The sequence below is a fragment of the Pedobacter lithocola genome (assembly GCF_042650845.1).
In the GTDB taxonomy this organism is placed as follows: Bacteria; Bacteroidota; Bacteroidia; order Sphingobacteriales; family Sphingobacteriaceae; genus Pedobacter; species Pedobacter lithocola.
The window spans coordinates 244,651-266,270 of the sequence record NZ_JBHSBW010000003.1; the positions used below are offsets into that span (position 1 = coordinate 244,651).

The window sequence follows — 21,620 nt, forward strand, 5'->3', positions numbered from 1 at the left end:
CTCCTCAAAGAAACGCAGTTTTCATTAGTTTTTTACAAACTATCAAATATTATCCCATTACTTGCTTCCTTATTTCCTTCCGATGCTTTTCACTACCGATTGCCAAGCGTCTTTCGTACAAGGCCTTCGTATCCTCGCCAACAAGATAGCGTATCTGATCCTTACCGTCGGTGGCGGCCTGATAAACTACTTCGGCTACCTGTTCGGCTGATATGGCCATGCCCATCATCTCTGCTGCGCTTGCAAATAAGCTATTCTCAATATCGGTATAAGCGGGATGTAGAGCTGTTTTTAGTGAAGAGACTAAAAAATTGGTTTCAGTTGCACCTGGAGCAACCGTCTTAATACCGATATTGTGGGGGGCTAGCTCAAAGGACATGCTCTCGGACCACCCTTCAACACCAAACTTAGTAGCGTGATAGATAGAGTGCAGTGGAAATCCTAAAAATCCTCCCATAGATGTGGTACTGATAAATAGGCCACTTTTCTTTTCCCTAAAGTTTGGAATGAAGGCGCGCGTGACGCGAATCACGCCAAGGAGGTTGGTATTGATCTCATCTACTATTTGTTCATCGGAATAAGACTCCAGGGCACCCATCAAACCATAGCCTGCATTATTGAATACGACATCAATATCATGCAGTGCTATTGCTTTGGAAACGGTTAAGCTAATCTGTTCAGCACTGGTAACATCGAGCGGAAGTACAGATACAAACTCCAACGCATTAAGCTCCGTTTCTTTCTCGGGACTTCTCATCGTTGCAATAACATTCCAACCACGCTGTTGAAATAGTTTAGCAGCTGCCTTTCCCATACCGGATGACGCACCGGTGATAAATATCGTCTTTCTCATTGTATTTTGTTAAATGCTGCCAAATTAAGCTAAAGCTGTTATTGGTATGTTTCCAGAACGGACTTTGTTGTATCCATTTCAGTTCTATTATCTGGGCCTGTTGCACCAGCGATTGATCAATCCGCTATGGATACAACAAAGTCCGTTTTGGAAACTTTTTATACCAGATGGATACTGAACTTTAAGAGAAATATTCGCGATATGAAAAACAGCCGTCGGACTTTTATCCGAAACCTTGCCATTTTACCACTAGCAAGCCTGGGCATACCAAAGGTATTTATGACCAGCTGTATAAGTGCGAAACAACCAAGTAATCCTCACAACCCTATCGTTAATCATCCTGATGGCACAAAAACTCAAAATTTAAACCATTATTATAAACAAATGCAGAAAGTAAGCTTTAATAATAGAGATTGGAAGGTTGCGGCCGATATCCATCTGCCTATGGATTTTGACCCTAATAAAAAATACGCGGCAATTGTCTGCGTGCATCCCGGTAGCAGCGTCAAAGAGCAAACCGCAGGAAGATATGCCGCCAGAATGGCGCAGAACGGATTTGTAGCCCTTGCATTTGATGCATCGTTTCAGGGAGAGAGTGGTGGCGAGCCCCGCTATCTCGAAGATCCTGCTACCCGGGTGGAGGATATCCGTTGCGCGATAGACTATCTGACTACATTGGAGTATGTGGATGAGGCCAGAATTGGCTTGATGGGGATATGCGCGGGTGGTGGTTATGCTGCCAATGCCGCACTCACCGAACGGCGGGTAAAAGCGGTAGCGACCGTGGTCGGGACCAGTGCCAGCAGAGCATTCGGAGAGTCAGATGCCATAAGCACCTTAGAGGCTGTAGGTAAACAGCGAACCGCACAAGCCAGGGGAGCGAGCGCTATGATCGTTCCCTGGACGCCAGCATCTGCTAAGGATGCACAAGAAAAAGGATCGGCAGAATTTGATATGTTGGGTGCTATTGATTATTACAGAACGCCCCGTGGAGCATATCCAACAGCGAACAATAAGTTGCTTTTCAATAGTATGTCCGCTTTGGTGGTTTTTGATGCCTACCATCTTGCAGAGCGTTACCTCACTCAGCCCCTACTAATCATTGTTGGCGACCAGGTTGGCGCGTTTGGGTCATACCGGGACGGATTTACGCTTTTCAACAAGGCAGCATCTATTAATAAAAAGATACATGTTGTTAAAGGTGCAAGCCATTACGACCTATATGATCAGCCAGAAGCGACTGTTGAGGCGCTGAAGAAACTTATTCCCTTCTTTCAAAAAAATCTTTAGCGATGAAACGATCACTGACTGGGGAATGCATAGAAACCATTTACTTTCCTTTTATCCATAGAAAGAAAAACATCAACAAGGGAAACGACTTTTCGATTTGTTAATTAGAGCAAACAACCACTATGAGGATAGGCATCATCAGTGAGATTAATTCCAACGAAATGAAGGGAATAATTTTTGACGAAAACGGTCAGGATATTATCTTCTCGCTCGATGACTGTCGAAGTTCCAAAATTACAGAATTTGATTGGGTTAGCTTCGATATCGAACTTACCACCTTTGGATTAAGGGCAGTTGATATCAGGGAACTTAGATAACCAGATATACTCTGCCCTGATTTGGTAAATAAACCTCAGGCAGGCACTGCATTCCAATTAGAATAATTAAAAAAATAGTTATTATGTTAAGTCTTTTCACCGCCAGCCTAATGCAGGAGCGATATGTTCCATAATAGCAGAAAGAATGTGAACGATATATGCTAGTCCCAATGTATCGGGTATGGTAAATAAAATAGTGTCAGCTTGGTGGCTCACCTCATCTGTTGACAATTCATCAATAAGCTTAACTGGTTCAGCTGCAAGCTCTAGCCAAAAATAGCCCGCCTATCAGCCTCGAGGTAGCCAAATCCATCTGCTGCACTGGTGTGATCCCCAAAAAACGATACCTATCCTCATCGCTGATGGTAGCGGCGCCAAATCAAAAAAATGTAGCGAATCACATTGCCTTAGCGGCCTAGATTGGCCGATCCATCAGCTTTCAGGTCCATGCTCTTCGCCTTGCCACTAGACCCTCCCACAATGTAAATAATTCCATATCCCTAATATTGCGCTGTTCCCTGATCTTCCACTTTAACAACGGACTCATTAAGAGGTATCACAGTTAATAAATTAGACGATGAAACACCTAGACCAACCATTATTTCGCTCCCAGCCTAATATTTATTGCGGTAAGTCCATGATTGGTTAGGTCTATTTCAAACCATACTACATCCCCAACACTCAGCTGACCCCTTAGATTCCTTAAACAGAATTGTATCTCCTGATCATTCTCATCAACTAGGTATCCACACCCCGCGGTTGTTATAATACTTGTTATCACCCCTTTTCTCATGCTTTAGCTAAAATTTAAATAACGTTATTTAACAGTATTGGTTTGGCACAACCTTTTTATTATCAATCATGCTTCCAGATAAGATTTACTCCTTTTTGAGTTTCCTGGGGGAGGATTAATTGAAAGTTATATGGATGTATACCTATTTGAGCGTAATTGTAAAAATGGACTTTATCGGGTACTTCACTAAATATATCTTGTCTGAAAAAGTTTACAACGCCCAGTATGCTTTTCACATATTACCAGAATGATTTTAAGCAGCTCCATAAAACTGCATGATTTACTATATCAAATACTATTGACAACCTTCTGTATTTTTACCATCTACAATTCAAAGATTAAACAGCAGACATACATCCATTTTTCGGGAAGAATGAAACCATTCTAAAGCGAGCTTAAACCGCAATGCAAGATAAATATTCAAAATCAAAAATTATCCAGTCTTGAAATGTGAACAAATTGAACATTAGGCGTGATTTAATTTTTCAAAAGCGCAGATAATAATGCAAATAGTGATATTGAAAATTGCTCAGGACGGGATGTAAATTTTGTTATCCAAGGTAATGATTGGCTGGTTCATATCTAAATTTGGTCAGTTCGCCTGATTGCTAAGTTTAAGCTGTCGGTTGTGGTATACTTTTGCGGATATATATGAATTCAACATTGAATATAAAGACGCAAAGTTTAGCCTTCTATTACAGAAATATTCCTAACAAGTCTTAGTAAAAGCAGATTATACTTTATGCTTGCAAGTGCAATTTTTAAATAGCAAAGCACATTTATAATTTTAAATCTATAAATTTTTATTTACCGCAAAAATCGTTTTAAACGACGAACATCCTATGAAACACATTAATATTCTTACTACAACAATTGCTACCTGTTTTATTTTATTTTCTGGCTGTAGAAAAACAAATGAACATCCCCAAACACCGGATTTAGCTGAAGTGGAACCGAGTGCCTGCATTAATCCTCCTATACGTGTCTGGTTATTTGACGAATTTAAAAAGTGGGGCCAGGAGCCAACGCTCATTGCAGCTAGTGAAGCGTTGCAGATGTCAAACTTGCCAAATATGTACGCACTGCATTATGAAAATAGCCCTGAAAACCAATACTTTGGTGTTAATGGTGAATATACCGAAAAAATTGATAAGGCCTTTATCGATGTAAAACGCTTTTGGAATATCCAGTCCAATAAAATTATCAAAGTCGCAGCGCACGGATCCATGCTGCAGGATCGAAGTAAAATACTTAAAATGTATAAGAATGTATATAGCTACAGTGATGACAAAGCAAACCTCTACGCCGACTCGATAGCTACATTGCTTAAAACCTATCCGCAGTATCTTAACGGGAAACATCCAGCTTTTACCTTTAATCAATATGCTATTCCTGACACAACCATTGCGAATGTGGGTCAAATTCCAGCTAAAATTATCATTTGTGATGGCCTATTGGAAGGTTTCGATGCAATTGGTTACGGAGATAATGCTCCTCAGGCAATTCTTGCCCATGAATTCGGGCATCACATTCAATATGAATTGGGTATTTTAAAAACAGGTATGAAACTCGTCCCGAAAACATCGCGCCGTATCGAATTAATGGCCGATGCTTATGCCGCCTACTTTTTGGCGCATGCGAAGGGGGAAAATATGCAACTTAATGATTTGCAACAAGTTGCTGAGGTGTTTTTCAATACAGGTGATTGCGATTTTACTGTTGATTCGCACCACGGCACACCTGCTCAAAGAAAGGCAGCCACTGAGTGGGGATACAAACTGGCCAAAAATGCTTTTAATAAAGGCTATATTTTACCAAGCACCGAATTTGCAAAACTGTTTGACGCAGAATTAAATAATATAGTTAAAAAATAATCTTTCATAACAATAATAGTTCATTCAATATCAAGGCGACCAATCACCCCTGCGGTTGTGGTAAAATATTATTTACTTTGCTGCACGTGCGCCATATTTGCCTTGGTATGTGAGATGTTTATTTTTATCAATTCTAATTCATTTATAACTGTGAGGACTAGATTTCTCCCCAAAAACAGTCAATTTCATAGATTTGCCCGGCTAGTTTTTGGGGAGGGGTTCAAAACGCTCCAACAGGTCTCGCATGCGGCACTGAACTGATTTGAATTTAAGGCACTGCGCATTAAATATGGATTAGAATTTTGACAAAATAGATTGTCATCTAAAATACAGGATTAGGATTCACCTGCATTTGCTTGATAAGTTCTTTAAATAAGTTTTCGGTACTTCCACGTTTGCTTTTAGATACAGACTGGCCAGCCCAGAGCGAGATGATATCCGCTATTCCATTTAATTTACCAAAGTCCCTTAATGCAGTTGTCAAACTGTTCTGATAGGGATAATGCGGGATATTCAAATCAGCATTTTTTATGTCCTGCATAAAGCTGTTTCTGATTCCTCTTGCCCATTTGCCCGTAAATGCCTGGGTTAGTTCAGTTGAGGTATCAGTAGCTGCTAGTGCCTGTTCTTTGTACACTTCGCCCGCCGCACTTTCATCTGCCGCAAGAAAATAACTGCCGAGCTGTACCCCTACTGCACCAAGGGCAAATGCCGCTTTGATAGTTCGGTGGTCAAAAATTCCCCCGGCAGCAATAATCGGTATTGACACCTTATCTACAACCTGCGGAATAAGTGCCATCAAGCCAGTTTGCGGAAGCTCTTCACCTACTATAAAGCTGCCCCTATGCCCACCGGCTTCAATACCCTGGGCAACGATAGCATCCATGCCTGCATTTTCCAGCAAGACCGCTTCTTCAACGCTGGTTGCTGTTCCGATTAGTTTGACACCGCGTTGTATGAACTTTTCAATTACGCCTGCCTCCGGTAAACCAAAAGTGAAACTTACAATGGGCACCTGCTCATCCAGCAGGATATCGATTTGATCAAGATGGTTATAAAATCGGCAACCAGAAATTGATTGAGATTTGAAGGGCAAATTATATTTCTTGTGAAGGATCTCCATAAAAGTCTCCATTTTTGCAATATGCGCTTCTATAAGCTCAACCTCCAGAGAATGGGCAAAAAGGTTTACCGAAAAAGGCTTATCAGCTTTAGCTTTGGTTTCTCTAATTAAGGCTAAAGTTTTTTCCGGTGAAAGCCCGCCTAAAGGAAGAGCACCTAATCCACCCGAATCGGCTACTGCTGCAACCATAGCTGGGGTACTCACCCCTAACATGGGTGCCTGAACAATTGGGTAATTAATATCTAGTAAGTGTTTAAGGTCTTTCATAAGGATATAAATTTATTTTTTCAAGACTGGAATTGTATTAAACTTCTTAAAAAGAGTGCATCAATACAGCACCTTTCTCTGTATTGGGGCATAAACCATTTCTATTTACTCTTACTCGATTGAACCAGGTTACTACTGTTGAAAATAACAACGGCCATCAAAATAATGCTGTAAGCGATAATTGTTATCAAGCTAAAGGACTCATGATATAGCGTGATGGATAAAATGAAAGCAATGATGGGATTTAAATTTAGAATCATTCCAACTTTTGAAGAACTTATCCCACTCAACGCATACAAATTCAGAAATAGTGCTACAATGGTGTAAAGGATTGCGATAATTTCAACATAAAAATAAAATTGAATTTGTGTAGGAAGAGGACCGGAATAGAATGGATAGAAAGGAAGCAGGCTAATTGCTGATAAAACAATATGAATATTCAGGGTCAAAAACTTATCAAAGCCATCGTTTTTATTTTGGCTAATCAGATAACATGCATAACTCAGTCCGACGATTGCACTGTAAAGCATGTTAATCAAGCTTGTATAGGAAAGTAATATGCATCCCGTAAAGCTTAGCAGTACAGCAAACCATTGCGAAGAGTTCAGTTTTTCCCGTAAAAAAAGATATGCCAATACTGTGGTCAACACTGGGCAAATCAGATAAGCTACTGAGGTTGCACGCACATTAATGTGGTTCATTACATAGATAAATGAAAACCAATTTATGGTTAAAAGTATACTTGCACCAATATTCAGCCAAAGAATTTTATTTCGCTTTTTGACTGGCAAACCAATAAAGCGCTCAAGATTTTCTTTCATTTTCTTACGTTTCCATATCATGGAAACCACCGACATCAATACAGCACAACTAAAAACGCGGTAAAATAAGATATCCAGTGAAGAATAACTTTGCAGTGGTCGTAACACTAAGCTAAAAGAACCCCAGATTGAAAACGCAACTATTGCTGCCAGATAGTATTTAAAATTGTTTAAGTTTTTCATTGATGCATAATATTATCCATTTATCTTGTAGCACTGGCTGAGTTTATATTTGGAGACAAAGTTAAAAACAAGAACCAGCTTATGACAAGTTTATAGCCATGGGCAAACTTTTTCAGAATGAAAATATTTATATACCAACGCTGAATGTCAGAAAAAACTACCTCAGAATATTGTGAATTTGTGGCAGCTATCTTAGCATGGTCTTTCCAGAATATCAAGTAAATTGAGAGATGGCACTGCTCGCAGGGTACTTTCTGACCATTCGGCATGTGCTTAGGTGGTGGCATGATTTCGCTGAAGAAATCCGGGCTTGATAACATTAGATCGATGCACATAGGATTGCAGGATTGACCTCCCCCCATTTTCCCCCGATTAGGTAATATACGAATAAAAAGGACGTAGGGCTTCCTGCGACAAAAGTCTATTCGATGAAATTTAACCCTTGCATTTTTTAAAGGTGATGCCTCCTTCCGAACATACATATTATGCCGATTGGGAAATTGAGCTGCTGGGAAATTGCAAGCGCATACCGATTTAATAACATTGGGACTATTGGCAGACATCGTAAAATAAGAATCATGGAAATAGGGGAATATGCCAAGCCCTCCATTTCTCTGAGCATAATTAGTAGTGATTGCACTATTCTTCCCAAACTGTTGGCAAAGACAAAATACTATTTTAAACTTTTTGATTTGGTAAAAAATTTAGGAATTAACGCCTGTCCTTGCTGTTAGTAAAACTCGTGCATGAATGACACTTTTTACTAACAGCAAAAGACAAACATATTTATGGAAAAGAAATTCCTCCTAATGAAGGATTAACTATGGAGGGTATATTGTTGACATTAGCACATAACCAATATCTTGCTAAGGCGCCTCAAACTTCCACAACTGGGCATCGGTTGCATTCCAGGACCAGGATCTTACATTGGCTCCTGCTACGTTGCTCGCATCTTCGATATCTAATACATTATTGCTTGCTCGGGCCATCACCCTGTACCAACCATTGCCGGCTGATTCGATTTTCCATAGCTGACAATTGCTCCCATTAGCGTCAAAAACGCCCACATCTGTTCCCCTATCAAGGCCACAGCTGCTCAAGTCCAGAGATTTGTGGCTAGGTTGTTCTGATATTATCTTATAGAAGCCGTTTCCCTGATAGCTAATGTTCCACTTTTGCCCGTTGCATGTTGTTTTGGTCCAGGTTCGTACATCTGCGTTCAAATTTGAGCATGCTGGAATATCGAGAAATAGACCGGCGCCTGAAGAGGTAATCATTTTGGATTTGATTGCGTACTGGCCGTTGGCAATCGGATTTGGAACTATGCAAGCCGCAGTTCCGGCAGCTTTGATGACACCAGACTTGGTAATGCTTACCGGCATTATATTCCCCGAGGCATCAAAGAACATCCTATCTATTGCCACCTGCCTCTGGTCGACAACGGTGCTTGTTCGCCTATGATAGATAAATAGAAATTCATCCGGACAGCCTGGCTTTACCAGTACCGCGTTATGTCCGGGACCTTTTATCTCACCTATGGGAGATGTTATTCTTCCTTTACTGGTCCAAGGCCCCATCGGGCTGCTGGAGGTCGCATATTCAACATGATAGTCATCATCAGTATACCATTTAACAGAATACATCAGATAATAGATGCTATTTCTTTTGATCACATATGGAGCCTCAAAATAATTGGACGGTTTCTGATGGCCAAGCGTTCCGGTTAAGGAGACCATATCAGGGTTAAGTTTTTGGATGTTTAACAAGGTGTTGCCCCAATACATATAGGCTTGACCATCGGTATCAATAAAAACCATCGGGTCTATTGGGTCAGTGCCGTCTCCAGTTGCCAGTGGCGATCCTTTGTCGATAAATGGCCCTGTAGGACTTGTGCTTACCGCAACGCCAATCTTTTTTTCTGCCGTATAATAAAAATAATATTTTCCGTTCCTGGCCACAACGCTTGGAGCCCAGCCATCTTGCTGTGCCCAGCTGACACCTGCCAAGTCCAGTATAATACCCTCATCATTCCAAGATAGCAAATCAGTTGATGAGTAACAGTGGAACTGGCTTGCACCGGGACCTGTAGCGGTCGTGTAGATGTAATACTTGCCGTTTGTGTATAAGATATCCGGATCAGCTGTTGGTGAGGGTAGTATGGGGTTTCCACTCATCTGTCCTAGTGCTGCCATCGCGATAAGATTACTGGATGAAACCATGAGATCAGGATGAGCATCAATTTTTGCCGACGGCAGTGTATCGAGATCCTTTTTTAAACAGGAGGACAATAATAGGATGATAGTTGCTGCAGCTGTTAGGCCTTTAAGGCGGCGAGTGATACTAGTTCTCATAATAATGATAGTTTATATGGTTAGGATTTTTCAAATGCACATCACTGTCAAATCTATTTCACGGAAAGTTGCTATTCCGAATATCTTTAGCGCTAGCATTATTTACCAATATAACCCTTTACCATCCCTGCTCGCTGTGGTGCGCTAATATGCAATATAAAAAACCCCAAAATATATGGTGTATCAATACTTATCCTAAACGTCTCAATTTAACGGTAAAGGAAAAGCCTTTAAATGTATGTTAGCGGATAACTCTTGCATGAAGTATACAAGGATTAATGATAACCTGGGTTTTTATTAGTTTACGGGTTAACATACGCGAATATTTGGAACTCAGGACAGCTATCTATCGGCTCTGGCCTGCTTAGAATGCATTGGAATGATGCTGAATTTGTTTAAAATTATCCCTTTAATACGATTTGAACCGAAGAAAGCAGGCTTGCACGCAATTTTGATTAAAATAGGCTGGAAGATCCGGCTAAGCAGTTTAAACCGGTAACCTTTCTGATTATTTGAGCGATTTAAGGTCCGTTAGATATTGATGGATTTGACTTACGGCCATCGCTCCCTCACCAACTGCAGATGCAACTCTCTTTACTGAGCCTTTCCTCACATCACCAATGGCAAAAAATCCCGGTACGCTCCCTTCTAGGCTTTGTGGTTTTCTCTTTCTAAATATTGAACACGCTAACAATTCAGATTGTTCTATATCATTTCCGGTCTGGATAAATCCCTTGGCATCCATTGAGACGGTGCCATTAAGCCATTCGGTACATGGTTTTGCCCCTATAAAAGTAAACAAATTTGAAACCCCTATCTTTTGTGTTTCTCCAAGCCTATCCAGGACTATCGATTGCAGGTAATGGCTTCCATTTAACTGAATGATATTACTTTTGGTATGAACAATAATATTGGTCGTAGTAAGGATTCTCTGAACTAAATAATCACTCATTTTATCCCCTAAATCATTACTACGAATGATAATATGAACCTGAAATGCATGATCTGCAAGAAACAGGGCTGCCTGCCCAGCTGAATTTCCACCTCCGACCACACCAACGATTTCATTTTTACAGGCCGAGGCATTCATTCCGGTTGCAGAATAAAAAACGCCATTGCCTTCAAATTTTTCGGTGTTTTCTAAGGGTAGCCGTCTGTATTCCGCTCCGGTAGCAGCAATAATCGACTTTGCCTTAATATTCTTATCATTTGAAGCGCATAAGTTAAAATAGTCACCGTTGTATTCAAGCTTTACTGCTTTTCGTGGAATAGAGATGTTACACCCAAATTTCTGAGCTTGCATGTAAGCCTTGTTAGCAAGGTCATTCCCAGATATTCCTATCGGAAAACCCAGATAATTTTCGATTTTTGAGCTCTTTCCGGCTTGTCCACCAGGTGCATTACCATCTATAGCAACTACGCTCAGGCCCTCTGAAGCTGCATAAACACTTGCTGCCAGACCTGCCGGTCCGGCGCCAACAACCAGCACATCATAGATTTGGTCATCGAACTCAACAAGCACACCCGTGAGTTTGGCAAGTTCTGCTATTGAAGGTTTCTTAAAAACTTCCCCCGACATACTCAGCACTATAGGTAGGTCCATGTCAGATAAATTGAAGCTTTGCAACAGTTGTTTTGCTTTGTCTGAGATATCGGTATTTAAAAAAGAGTGCCAGATATGATTTTTCTCCATAAAGTCCCGTAGAACATAAGTTTCTTTAGATCGCTCTGAACCAATAATTTTTATCCCCCCGGTATATTCTTTCAACATGTATTCCTGCCTGCGCAGAAAAGCCCCCAACAGTACATCACTTATGCTACTATGGGTTGCTATCACCTGGATTAACACTTTAGGCTCTATCTTGAGTACGGTAGTGCCCTTTGCGGCTAGGGCGTTGAATGGAATACTCCTATTGGATAGCATACTATTGTCTCCTGTAAACTCATTAATTCCATGTGTACCCTTTATCTCTTTATTATTGGGATCGGTAATGCATACTTCACCATTTAATACGACATAAAAGGGATAATCATGATCACCAACTTTAAAAAGGAAGGTTTCCTTTGCAAAGGTTATAATGGTACCAAACTCTTTTAGTGTATTAATTTGTGTCTGGGTTAGAACTGGAAACCTTGGATCAGTCATTTTAAATTGATTTATAGAGGAGGCAAATTACTTTGAATTACCTAAAGCAGTACTAACGGAAAATAGCTGGTGAATTTTATACCCTACCATATTATTTATCGTAGAAATAAATTTATAAGAAATGAAAGTAAGAACAAGTGATAACAAGCTATACTCAAATACATAGCGGTAGTAATACCTTCGCTGCTGCTGAATGCTTTCAAATTACCATCGTGCTCTTTTTCTGACGGTTATCAATTTTTTATATCATCATTAGCGCCATCAGCTGAATTGCGCTTGGTTTAGCGAAGATAGGTTAAAGGCTATAAGAGCAAGATTTCAGATTGCAAATAGAGACCTGATACCAATTCAATTGAATAAGATAAGTCCCGGCCATTGGCCGGGACTTATCTTTTCCCAAAACAGCTGAATTTATTTATCGCTATTTTTTTTCTCTGTAACCTCAGTTCTGATTTCCTGAGCAAGGACTTTGAGTTCCTGCATTGCTTTGCGCACGCGTGTACCTGCCGCAGCGTTCCCAGCATCATAAAATTTTGAAGCATCTGTCTCAATCGAGGATACTAGCTCCTTTACTTTTTTAAACTTTTCCATAATTTTGTTCTATACTACCTATAAATGGGCAGCGGTTTATAAATTTAATATTCGCTTTAGAGAAAACGAGCTGCTAAAATACAAAAACAGCTTAAATGCCCAAACCCTGGCTCGTCTAAACCTCCTTGTATTTCGATGTAGCTACCGCTTTTTTCAATGCCTGTTCTTTTAAGAATGATGGTCATTGTAACAATACATTTATTTGCAAAGAACCTATCGCCTCGCCCTTTTTATAAATAGCGCTGTGAGCGATGGGATCAGACCGAGGACTGTGGAATATAGGGGAAGATATAGAAATAATAGCCCGCTGGTTGATGATCCTGAAGCCATCTTATTAATATCAAAATACCACCCGATCTGCATTGCGAGCGGATATAATAATAATGCCACGAAGGATAAAAGATAGCATATACGTAAAGAGCGTGTTTTCACTTCCCTGAATAGTTTTCTTTGAAAGACGCAAAAGATCAGAATTGGGAGAAGCTGATAAACAGCAAAGTAGTTAATTCCTAAAAAAACAAAAATTAGTGCTGCACAAAGCAGACAGAATAAATATGGAATGAAGTTTTTCATTTAAAATACTTAGTTTTCAATTCGGAAGGGACAATATGGTTTGTGGTTTCCAAACCGATGTAATGTAGCCTAGACAGCCCATACCAATGGGTGCTTAAAAGATCTTTATATTGTTTTTTCAGTCAAAATGGGATATCTATACATTATGAAACATGTGTTTGGGAGGCTTTGAAAAAATCTTCCATAATGCTGCTCGATATCATAAAATGGATTTAAAGAACATTGCTTGGAATTTCGATTTCTTTTTTATCTAATTGTTTTTCCTATCGTAAAAGTCCAAGACTTAGGCCAAATTTTAATATCATTGTAGCGTTCCTCAATCGTTTTATCCGAAAGGTTTACTTCTAAAAAAACCCAGCAGCATTTTTAACATTGATCTCAAAACACTTTTCAATGTTTCAGTTCGCTATTAAAAAAAATTAACTCATCTAATATCTGGAGTAAAGAAAACTGATCTTCCAGCTTTGAATCTGCGAAGATTGGTTTGCTTTTCATAAGGCATCCCATCGGGATAGGTTATGAATTCGACTGAAGTGCCCCAAGGCGTCACACCATAGCAGAAAAAATTCTTTTCACCTGTTTCCAAAGGAAACAAGAGTCGATCTGGGTCTGATAATAACTTCCCTCCCGCCTTCGAAAATTTTTCCAGTGATGATTTAATGTCCTCTGTATAGATTGCAAAATGTTGTATCCCGAGATCACTGGACTTAACAGCTTCGCGCTGCCCATTAACGTGAACTTCAAACAATTCAATGTCTGGCCCACTTCCTATCTTGATCATTCGGCAGGCGAAAAGTTTTGTTTGAGGCGACAAATTCAAATTGGCTTCATTACCATCAAATTCAAGAGGAGGCTGTTGCTTGCTATAGGATTCATATAGAATTTCCGCATCAAATGCCTGTTGTAGAAAGCTACTTGCGCTTTCTATGTCGGGCACATTGATACCAATATGATCAATTCCAACAGTAATATTGTTTTTTACATTGAGTAAATCATATGGATGATTAAATGACAGCGTCGCAGGAACATGCGTCATGTCCATAAATTCCCTCAACAAAGTGATTTTTCCATTCTCGGCAACCAGCCTACCCATGAAAGACTGTTGATAAGGGTTACCTGTAACCACTTCTTTGCCACTTATAGCATATTCCGCAAAAACCTTTTCGGATGTTTCCATTTGGATGGTTATATCCTCAGATCTAAATCCGACAAAAGTTCGTGGTATTGCTTTTAAAAATTCATATACTGCATCTCTTCCTTTCCACTGCCAGGAGATACCCAAACTATTCAGGTATGGTAACTCTATAGCAGCATCTTCGGCGAACAGTTCGATAACGTTCTCCGTGTCATTAATGTTTTCGAGATAGCTAAACAGTAATGATGTTGCATTTTGATATTTTTCCATTTGATTCTGGTTTTTTAAAAAGACATATTAGGGTAAAGAACTCGAGGAACTAAGTTGGCCGATGCTTGTCTGTGCCCACCAAACGCATATTAATCATTCTGTGGCCAACTTACCGATGCATTTATCGGAAGATGGATGAGAATACAGACCTTTTTCTTCTAACAAAAACAGATCCTTATTTTTCTCATTTTAGCAGCTTAATCTATAACTTGCTTAGAGCAATGAATATCAATTAGCTATTAAGATGGTTCTACAACTTCGCTTAGGTTCGAAAGCACACCAATTTGGGCCAATAGTTCAGTAGCGATATTATAGCAGTGAAAAGATTTTACCTTTCCGTTTTCCATGTGAAATACATCGCAACACGGTACGTTGATCTTTTTATTGGTCGAAGGAATAGTTCCTAGGGGCATTTGTAACGGACCTTTATGTGTACCCTGCAAAGCAAGCTCAACGATAACCACATTGTCTTCCGCATTTACATAAAATTCAAAGAGCTCCCTATGCATATCAGGGAAAGCTTTAGCATAAATTTTAATTGCTTCGCCGATTTCCTGCCCTTGATATTTAATACCGGATGAAACGTCCAGAAAGTAACCATCTTTGCTAAAAAGGTCAACAAAGGCTTTGAGATCCTGAATTTCCGCAACTCTGTAAAGCTCGCGAATAATGTTTTCATTTTCTGATGCTGTTTTCATAATATCTTTTTTTACATAGGCATAAAGATCAAATACTTTGCAATATTAATAATGTGACATGAATCACTAAATTCAGATTCTTAAGCCCAACACACATCATTAATTACAATCTGTCCTGCAATAAGCAGGAATTTAGAGATCCTAAGCGTGAGTATAAGTATTCCCCAACAAACGAACTTTATTCGCCCGAACCTTATCGATAAGGGGTTTATAGCTAAACGCAATCAAAAAATTAAAGGAAAAATTTTGGTTAGTAAAACACTCTTGTTGCAAGCAAGATAGTTGATCATTTACTTTTCCTGCCGAACTAATGAAATAGACTTGTTGGTAAAATAGTGAATACGTTATCTATGTTAAAGAAATCTAATAATACTCCGATGTACCTGTGAATTTAAACGAATAGTACAGTATCAAATTATTACTCATGGTTTAGATACCTCGGGTTAGCACATTTAACATGTAGGCGCTGTCCTCATCGATTAGGAAGGCTGATATGTATTATTAATCTTCCAGACAAAATCTACCTGGGCAATTAAGATAACTCATCAAAGCGTTTTAATCAGTAATCATGAAAAAAATTCAGAATACGAACTACTTTGATAAAGATGCGCATGGTAAATCATTGCTCTCTATACTAACCTTTCTGTGCTTTACCCCCCATTCGATCAGACTTAAAATAACATCACTCAAGTCCATTGCAGATGACGTGAGTCCATATTTAATTAGAACTGGAGTAGAGTCTATAACAGTTCTTTTGATGATGCCATCCATTTCCAGGTCTTTGAGTTCTTTTGAAAGCATACGAGGTGTAATGGCGGGAATTAATCTTCGAATATCAGTAAAACGAATATCTTCCTGAAATAAGGCACAGATAATAATCATTTTCCACTTTCCGGAAAAAATATTGAGTATCTCAATTAGTGCCATAGCATGATCAGGTTTGCAATTTTTAAGGTCTATTAAGGTTTTAATATTTTTATACATAGCAGATCCAGATTAGTATACTTTAGTATACTGATATACATTACATACCAAAGGAAGCATATATTTGTTGAAAAAGAAAGAGAAAAAATGAAAATATTATTATTTGGTCGAGGGGTAATTTCAACACAATATGCCTGGGCACTTGAAAATGCAGGAAATGAGGTTACGTTTTATGTTAGGCCCGGCAGGATTGCTGAATATGGTCCAACCGTTGATCTAAATATTCTAGACACCCGTAAAAACATCAAAGGAATTAAGATAAAGCATGAATGGAAGATTACAATGATCGATGATTTGAATGCTAATCACGATTACGAGCTGATAATTTTGAGTGTACAACATTATCATTTTAAAGATGCAGTTGATTTCTTAGCCAATAAGATTGGAAGTGCTACCGTATTAGTATTTAACAATCTATGGGAAGAACCTCAACAAGCAGTTCATAAACTTCCAGAAGGTCAGTTGGTTTGGGGTTTTCCTATGGCAGGTGGTGGATTTGATGATAAAGGCACATTAAATGGCGCACTACTTGACCATATTTATATGGGTACTTTGGGTGTAGTCCAAAGCCAACGCAGTGAGGCAGTAGCAAATTTATTTAGAGCTTCTTACTTTAAAATAAAAGAATCAAAAGACTTTCGCTCCTGGCTATTTGGGCACTTTGTTTTTAATGCAGCATTACATCTTGAAGCTGCGAGGTCCAATACAGGATTAATTTCATTGGAGGCTATGAAAACTACGACGTTTTGGAAAAATGTTGTTCTGAATGGTAAAGAATTGATACCATTGCTTAAACTTAGGAAGGTAGATTTAGATGCGGCATCAGATCTGAAAATGTTTAATTTACCGCCTTGGCTTTTAGCAATCATAATGAATCTTGTCATCAAATGGGTTCCTGCTTTAAGAATAATACTTACAAGCCATTCAAACCCAATTGAGATAAAATCTTATGTTCAGGATGTAATATCCAAAGCAAAGGAAATTAATATTCATTTACCTAGGTATGAACATAGCGGCAACGCTGAGTAACATAAATACTGGTAATAAACCCAGAAACTAAAATAAACCCAGTCAATTGTATGTTGTCAGGCATAATCTGAACTCTATAAAGAGTTTTAATCCTAGAAAGGCTGTACGAACAGGGTTTTTTAATTACAAATACTAGCAGTATATGCAATTGCGTTTATAAAACAACCCATTGATTTACAATAATCTAGCTTATAGAATTTTTGTTACTGTCCTATAGTAAAATCACGATAAAATCAATGGGTAAAAAAGCATTTCGCTTTTTTAAAAACACTTTTCACCAATATGATAGTAAAGTTTATTTTTGCACTTTACCTATTAGTGGTAGTCTGCCGAGCATATTTTTTAAGGCCATCGAGTCCCATGGAAGGTGCTCAGCAATAGTAAGACCTACAACATCAACTTCCTTGGAAACATCAGAAAGAAGTCGAATTACTTGTGCCATATTCATAGCGCCAGAAGGAGAACCTTCAATTTTAGGTACTGATGGATCTGGATTGGCAAAAAGTAGTGATCGAAAAAGTGTAGGATCAAGAACATCGAGGTCAAAGTGTATAGCAAGTTGTTTAGCACCGATGCCCCTTAACCATTCAATAACGGGTTCGCTTGACTTGGCTAGGGTATTTGGTCCAGCACGACGCAGATCAAGACGCTTAAACAAATTTTCTTCCACTCTCAATACATCCGGTAAACTTGGCAAAGTATCACGAATACCGGCGAACATTACGTTACCAGGTTTAATAGGTTTTTTCACCAATTGAGTAAAATCTGTTTCTCCCTCTCCAAGTAAATTGCCCATGACCATTGCATGCGCGTGTTGAAATACATCTTTGGTCATGATATCAGGATGTGTATCTAGCCATAATACCGCTAATTCTCCTTCATATATCTCATTTAGGTAAGCAAATGGAGACAGAGAAACCAAGCAATCTCCACCAAGAACAACAATTCGTTCAGGCTGATGTTTATCGATTAATCTACGGGCGTCACGGGCTTGTTCAAGCAGCACTTTCCTGGCTACAATACCATCTTCCACAGTTAAAGGATTGCCATCTGGCTGTTGCACTGTGACCCGTTCAATTGGTCCGGAAGCATCGGGGGCAAGCCACGACAACATTTCCGATCCAAAGACATAAGATTCATTATTGCCTCCCTGCCATTGAGGGAATAAAAGGCGAAGGGTAGAATTTTTCTTTTCTTCATTTTTGATTTTTTCATTTTTCATATCGATTCCCTTTATGGTTACTCTATTACTATTGATTACTTTGAGGGTAGATTTTTAAGCCCCTGCTTATGCAACTTTGCATGATTTGTAATCTTAGAAATTTTTAACCGCTATTCTTAAAGCAAAGTTCCAAGGTTTAATACATATTGTGATGTGATATGAATCACAATTTAGCATTAGGTAAAATCAAATAATCGGCTACGGCCAGATAACCATTGAAACATTGAAGCTATAGTAAAAATGTCGAAATATATACATGACAAAAGTAAGGGGAAGTTATATCCATTCTACTCAATGGCTTTGTAGATTTAAAAATTAACGCCTTGATTGGCACCTATTACAAAAACATTTTTTCCATCGAAAGATTGCAACTTAATTTCCGTGTTTAAGTTGCTTGCATAATTTACCTTTATTTAAAATTATATACCGCAATTTTTTACGTTTAAGAATTGATGCTTTAGGCAAATCGGACCATTTGCATTCAAATTAAGTATATGTTCTTGTTTGGCAGATCTTGCTGTGCTATAGTTTGAATAGATGGATTAACTAGTCAAATTGTTTGGATTGTCTTAGACTTTAATTAAATAACTGCCTAAACTCCAAAGGCGAAAGATTGGTTTTACTTTTGAAAAGTTTGCTGAATGATTGAGGATGTTCAAAGCCTAATTCATAAGCTATTTCACTTACAGATAATTTTGTAGTGCTCAATCTTTCTTTGGCATAATTTATCAGTTTATTTTGAATATGCTGCTGCGTATTTTGTTGCGTTTGCAATCGTAGCAGTGTTCCTAAATAATTGGGTGAAATGTTTAGTTGCTTTGCAACGTCTGTTACGTGGGGTATTCCATTTTCGGATAATTTTCCATTTTCAAAATACTGGGCAATTACTTTTTCAAATCGTTCTAATAATTCATGGCTTGATTTCTTTCGGGTTAAAAACTGGCGTTCATAAAATCGTTCTGAATAAATAAGTAACAATTCTATTTGGGCAATAATAAGTTCCTGACTGAATTTATCAATATTAGACTGGTATTCTTTTTCAATATTTTCAAGAACATCTACAATAACTTTCTCTTCTTTATCTGACAGGAACAGCGCCTCGTTTACAGCATATTGGAAAAAATCATAAGACTTTATTTTCTTTGTTAATGCGGTATTCCATAAAAAATCGGGATGAATGAGCAGAAGCCAACCTGTTGGCTGGACCACAGCATTCTGATTGATTTCTATCTTCAAAAATTGAAGCGGTGAAACAAATGTTAGAACACCAGAATTAAAATCATACTCTTGATGTCCGTAATTGAACTTGGCATTAACATTTCGCTTTAAGCCAATTGAATAAAAATTCTGTATCCATTTCAATTCATTTTCATTAGCCGAATACGAAACTTTGCTGTAATCTATCAGACTAATCAATGGATGTTCAGGATTGGGCAAATTGCAGAATGTATGAAACTCTGCTATTGAATTAAAGCGAAATGTTTTTTCCATAACTACAAATTTATTTTTTTTCTTTACGCAAAATCATGCCACCATGATACAAAATTCCCTCCTTAAACTCTCCATCTGCGGTAAAACCAGTATCGTCTTTGTAGTCAATATGATTTCCCGTGACTTTATAACTACCTTGATAGGCACTCTTGAGATTACCCCGTGCTTCATCATATCTATTGTTAGCCAATAGTTCATGGCGAATATGGTCGTCCTTTGTTACCCACAAACCAATATAATCTTTGGTTTCTTCCATCGTTTTGTTTTTTTCCATGGGTCGATTCTTATTAATTGTACAGCTCGTGGTCAATACAGTCAGGATTAACATGCTGTGGAGAAAGTGTATTTTTTCCATTGTTCAAGGTCTTTGGTTATGATATCAATTTTATTTTGCACCATTTCAAAAGAATCCTTTCCTAAAAGTAAATGAACAGGTGGATTTTCTTCTTCGCTTATGGCAATCAAGACATCTGCCGCTTTTTCGGGGTCGTTTGGCTGATTTCCGTTAATGGCATTGCTGTGTAATTGCTCTGATTGGCGGGCAGCTTCATAATCCTGTATAGGATGTTTTGGTAACATTAAAGAACTATTGCTAAGAAAGTCTGTACGGAAATAGCCAGGATAAACAACCGAAACTTTTATTCCAAACTCTTTTGCTTCTTCTGCCAATGCTTCTGTAAATCCAGCAATTGCAAACTTGGTAGAGCAATAGATGCCCCAACCTGCAAAACCCCCAAAAAATCCGCCTGCCGATGAAATGTTAAAAATGCTACCAGATTTTTGATGTCTTAGATAAGGCATTACATTTCTGATAATATTCAAGGTTCCGAAAACATTGATATCAAAATTTTTTCTTGCTTCTTCATCAGTGAGTTCTTCTAACGTTCCTGTTTGCCCATAGCCAGCATTGTTTACAACCACATCAATTTTACCGAAATGTGCAATGCTTTTTTCAATGGCAATTTTTACATCATTGTTATCTGTTAAATTTACTTTAAGTGGTAAAAAGGTCTCAGAAATTTGTCCGATTTCTTTATTTAAAGATTCTGTGTCTCGTGAAGTGGCAACTACATAATAACCGTTTTTTAACAACTTTTTAACCAAAGAGAGTCCTAACCCTTTTGAAGTTCCTGTAACTAACCACACTTTTTTAGTTTCCATATTCTTATATTTTCTATTTGAATTGATGTTACAAAATTAACTTTTGGCAAAATTTCTGATGTAACCAAATCAATGAATGATGTAGCTAAATCGTGATTATTTTGTTGATTGACGGTGGATTATGTGAGCGTACATGAGAGCGTCTTCTCAAGCAAGAGAAGAATTGTCTAAAAAACCATTGTCGAGTTGCGGCTTTACGCCATGAAAACGAACCACAACAAACAGTTATACTAATCCGTTTACCAGAGTTTATGGCGGATGATGGGTACATCCTATGGTCAACCTAACATTACAGTATAATCAATTTGAGGGCTAACCTAGATCCCCCTAGCTTTCAACTCCATAAATATTAAAGCCGACAAAACTGCATCAAAAATATTCTTAACTGCCCCTTTTAGTCGGTTTACAAAATAGGTAGCGTTTGCTATGTGAGTGAGTGAAAATTTGC

Annotated in this window: 17 protein-coding genes; 4 read left to right on the plus strand and 13 right to left on the minus strand. The window is 38.5% G+C overall.

The features are described 5' to 3' along the window. Positions 1 to 49 precede the first annotated feature (49 nt). A complete protein-coding gene (locus tag ACFOWA_RS01760) occupies positions 50 to 853 on the minus strand; it encodes an SDR family oxidoreductase (protein ID WP_154282918.1) in 804 nt (267 codons plus the stop codon). Positions 854 to 979: 126 nt separating this feature from the next. Here ACFOWA_RS01760 and ACFOWA_RS01765 point away from each other — a divergent pair, with 126 nt between their 5' ends. The 3 genes from ACFOWA_RS01765 (at position 980) to ACFOWA_RS01775 (ending at position 5,127) form a co-directional block, all read left to right on the plus strand. After that, positions 980 to 2,143: an alpha/beta hydrolase gene (locus tag ACFOWA_RS01765; RefSeq protein WP_209437698.1), complete on the plus strand. Its 1,164-nt coding sequence runs from the start codon at positions 980 to 982 to the stop codon at positions 2,141 to 2,143. Between the two features lie 161 nt (positions 2,144 to 2,304). Then, positions 2,305 to 2,460, plus strand: coding sequence for a hypothetical protein (locus ACFOWA_RS01770; RefSeq protein WP_154282917.1), 156 nt, complete (start codon positions 2,305 to 2,307; stop codon positions 2,458 to 2,460). A 1,635-nt stretch (positions 2,461 to 4,095) separates the two neighbouring features. Then, the gene (locus ACFOWA_RS01775) at positions 4,096 to 5,127 is read left to right on the plus strand and encodes a neutral zinc metallopeptidase (protein WP_154282916.1); all 1,032 of its coding nucleotides are present in this window, start codon (positions 4,096 to 4,098) and stop codon (positions 5,125 to 5,127) included. A 322-nt stretch (positions 5,128 to 5,449) separates the two neighbouring features. On the opposite strand, the gene ACFOWA_RS01780 is transcribed toward ACFOWA_RS01775, so the two are convergent. The 8 genes from ACFOWA_RS01780 to ACFOWA_RS01815 form a co-directional block, all read right to left on the minus strand. Next, on the minus strand, positions 5,450 to 6,517 hold the full coding sequence (locus tag ACFOWA_RS01780) for an NAD(P)H-dependent flavin oxidoreductase (protein WP_154282915.1): 1,068 nt from the start codon (positions 6,515 to 6,517) through the stop codon (positions 5,450 to 5,452). A gap of 101 nt (positions 6,518 to 6,618) precedes the next feature. Continuing rightward, the gene (locus ACFOWA_RS01785) at positions 6,619 to 7,521 is read right to left on the minus strand and encodes an EamA family transporter (RefSeq protein WP_154282914.1); all 903 of its coding nucleotides are present in this window, start codon (positions 7,519 to 7,521) and stop codon (positions 6,619 to 6,621) included. Positions 7,522 to 8,387: 866 nt separating this feature from the next. Continuing rightward, complete coding sequence (locus ACFOWA_RS01790) at positions 8,388 to 9,872, minus strand: family 43 glycosylhydrolase (protein ID WP_154282913.1); 1,485 nt, start codon at positions 9,870 to 9,872, stop codon at positions 8,388 to 8,390. A 508-nt stretch (positions 9,873 to 10,380) separates the two neighbouring features. Next, the gene (locus tag ACFOWA_RS01795) at positions 10,381 to 12,018 is read right to left on the minus strand and encodes an FAD-dependent oxidoreductase (RefSeq protein WP_154282912.1); all 1,638 of its coding nucleotides are present in this window, start codon (positions 12,016 to 12,018) and stop codon (positions 10,381 to 10,383) included. Positions 12,019 to 12,429: 411 nt separating this feature from the next. Further along, positions 12,430 to 12,609, minus strand: coding sequence for a histone H1 (locus ACFOWA_RS01800; RefSeq protein ID WP_154282911.1), 180 nt, complete (start codon positions 12,607 to 12,609; stop codon positions 12,430 to 12,432). 997 nt (positions 12,610 to 13,606) lie between these two features. Next, entirely contained in the window at positions 13,607 to 14,587 is a 981-nt protein-coding gene (locus tag ACFOWA_RS01805; RefSeq protein ID WP_378981172.1) for a nuclear transport factor 2 family protein, read from the minus strand. A gap of 239 nt (positions 14,588 to 14,826) precedes the next feature. After that, entirely contained in the window at positions 14,827 to 15,285 is a 459-nt protein-coding gene (locus ACFOWA_RS01810) for an ester cyclase (protein WP_154282910.1), read from the minus strand. 591 nt (positions 15,286 to 15,876) lie between these two features. Beyond that, positions 15,877 to 16,269 (minus strand): winged helix-turn-helix transcriptional regulator, encoded by a 393-nt coding sequence (locus ACFOWA_RS01815; RefSeq protein WP_378981174.1) that lies wholly within the window; start codon positions 16,267 to 16,269, stop codon positions 15,877 to 15,879. A gap of 87 nt (positions 16,270 to 16,356) precedes the next feature. On the opposite strand from ACFOWA_RS01815, the gene ACFOWA_RS01820 reads away from it, so the two are divergent. Next, positions 16,357 to 17,298: a ketopantoate reductase family protein gene (locus ACFOWA_RS01820; RefSeq protein WP_154282909.1), complete on the plus strand. Its 942-nt coding sequence runs from the start codon at positions 16,357 to 16,359 to the stop codon at positions 17,296 to 17,298. 295 nt (positions 17,299 to 17,593) lie between these two features. Here ACFOWA_RS01820 and ACFOWA_RS01825 read toward each other — a convergent pair whose 3' ends face one another. From ACFOWA_RS01825 to ACFOWA_RS01840, 4 genes are all read right to left on the minus strand, one after another. After that, positions 17,594 to 18,520 carry an arginase family protein gene (locus ACFOWA_RS01825; RefSeq protein ID WP_154282908.1) on the minus strand — a complete coding sequence of 309 codons (927 nt, stop codon included), beginning with the start codon at positions 18,518 to 18,520 and terminating at the stop codon, positions 17,594 to 17,596. A 576-nt stretch (positions 18,521 to 19,096) separates the two neighbouring features. Next, positions 19,097 to 20,011, minus strand: a complete 915-nt coding sequence (locus ACFOWA_RS01830) for a helix-turn-helix domain-containing protein (RefSeq protein WP_154282907.1) — start codon at positions 20,009 to 20,011, stop codon at positions 19,097 to 19,099. A gap of 10 nt (positions 20,012 to 20,021) precedes the next feature. Further along, entirely contained in the window at positions 20,022 to 20,285 is a 264-nt protein-coding gene (locus tag ACFOWA_RS01835) for an Atu4866 domain-containing protein (protein ID WP_209437695.1), read from the minus strand. A 47-nt stretch (positions 20,286 to 20,332) separates the two neighbouring features. After that, the gene (locus tag ACFOWA_RS01840) at positions 20,333 to 21,172 is read right to left on the minus strand and encodes an SDR family oxidoreductase (protein ID WP_154282905.1); all 840 of its coding nucleotides are present in this window, start codon (positions 21,170 to 21,172) and stop codon (positions 20,333 to 20,335) included. Positions 21,173 to 21,620 lie beyond the last annotated feature (448 nt).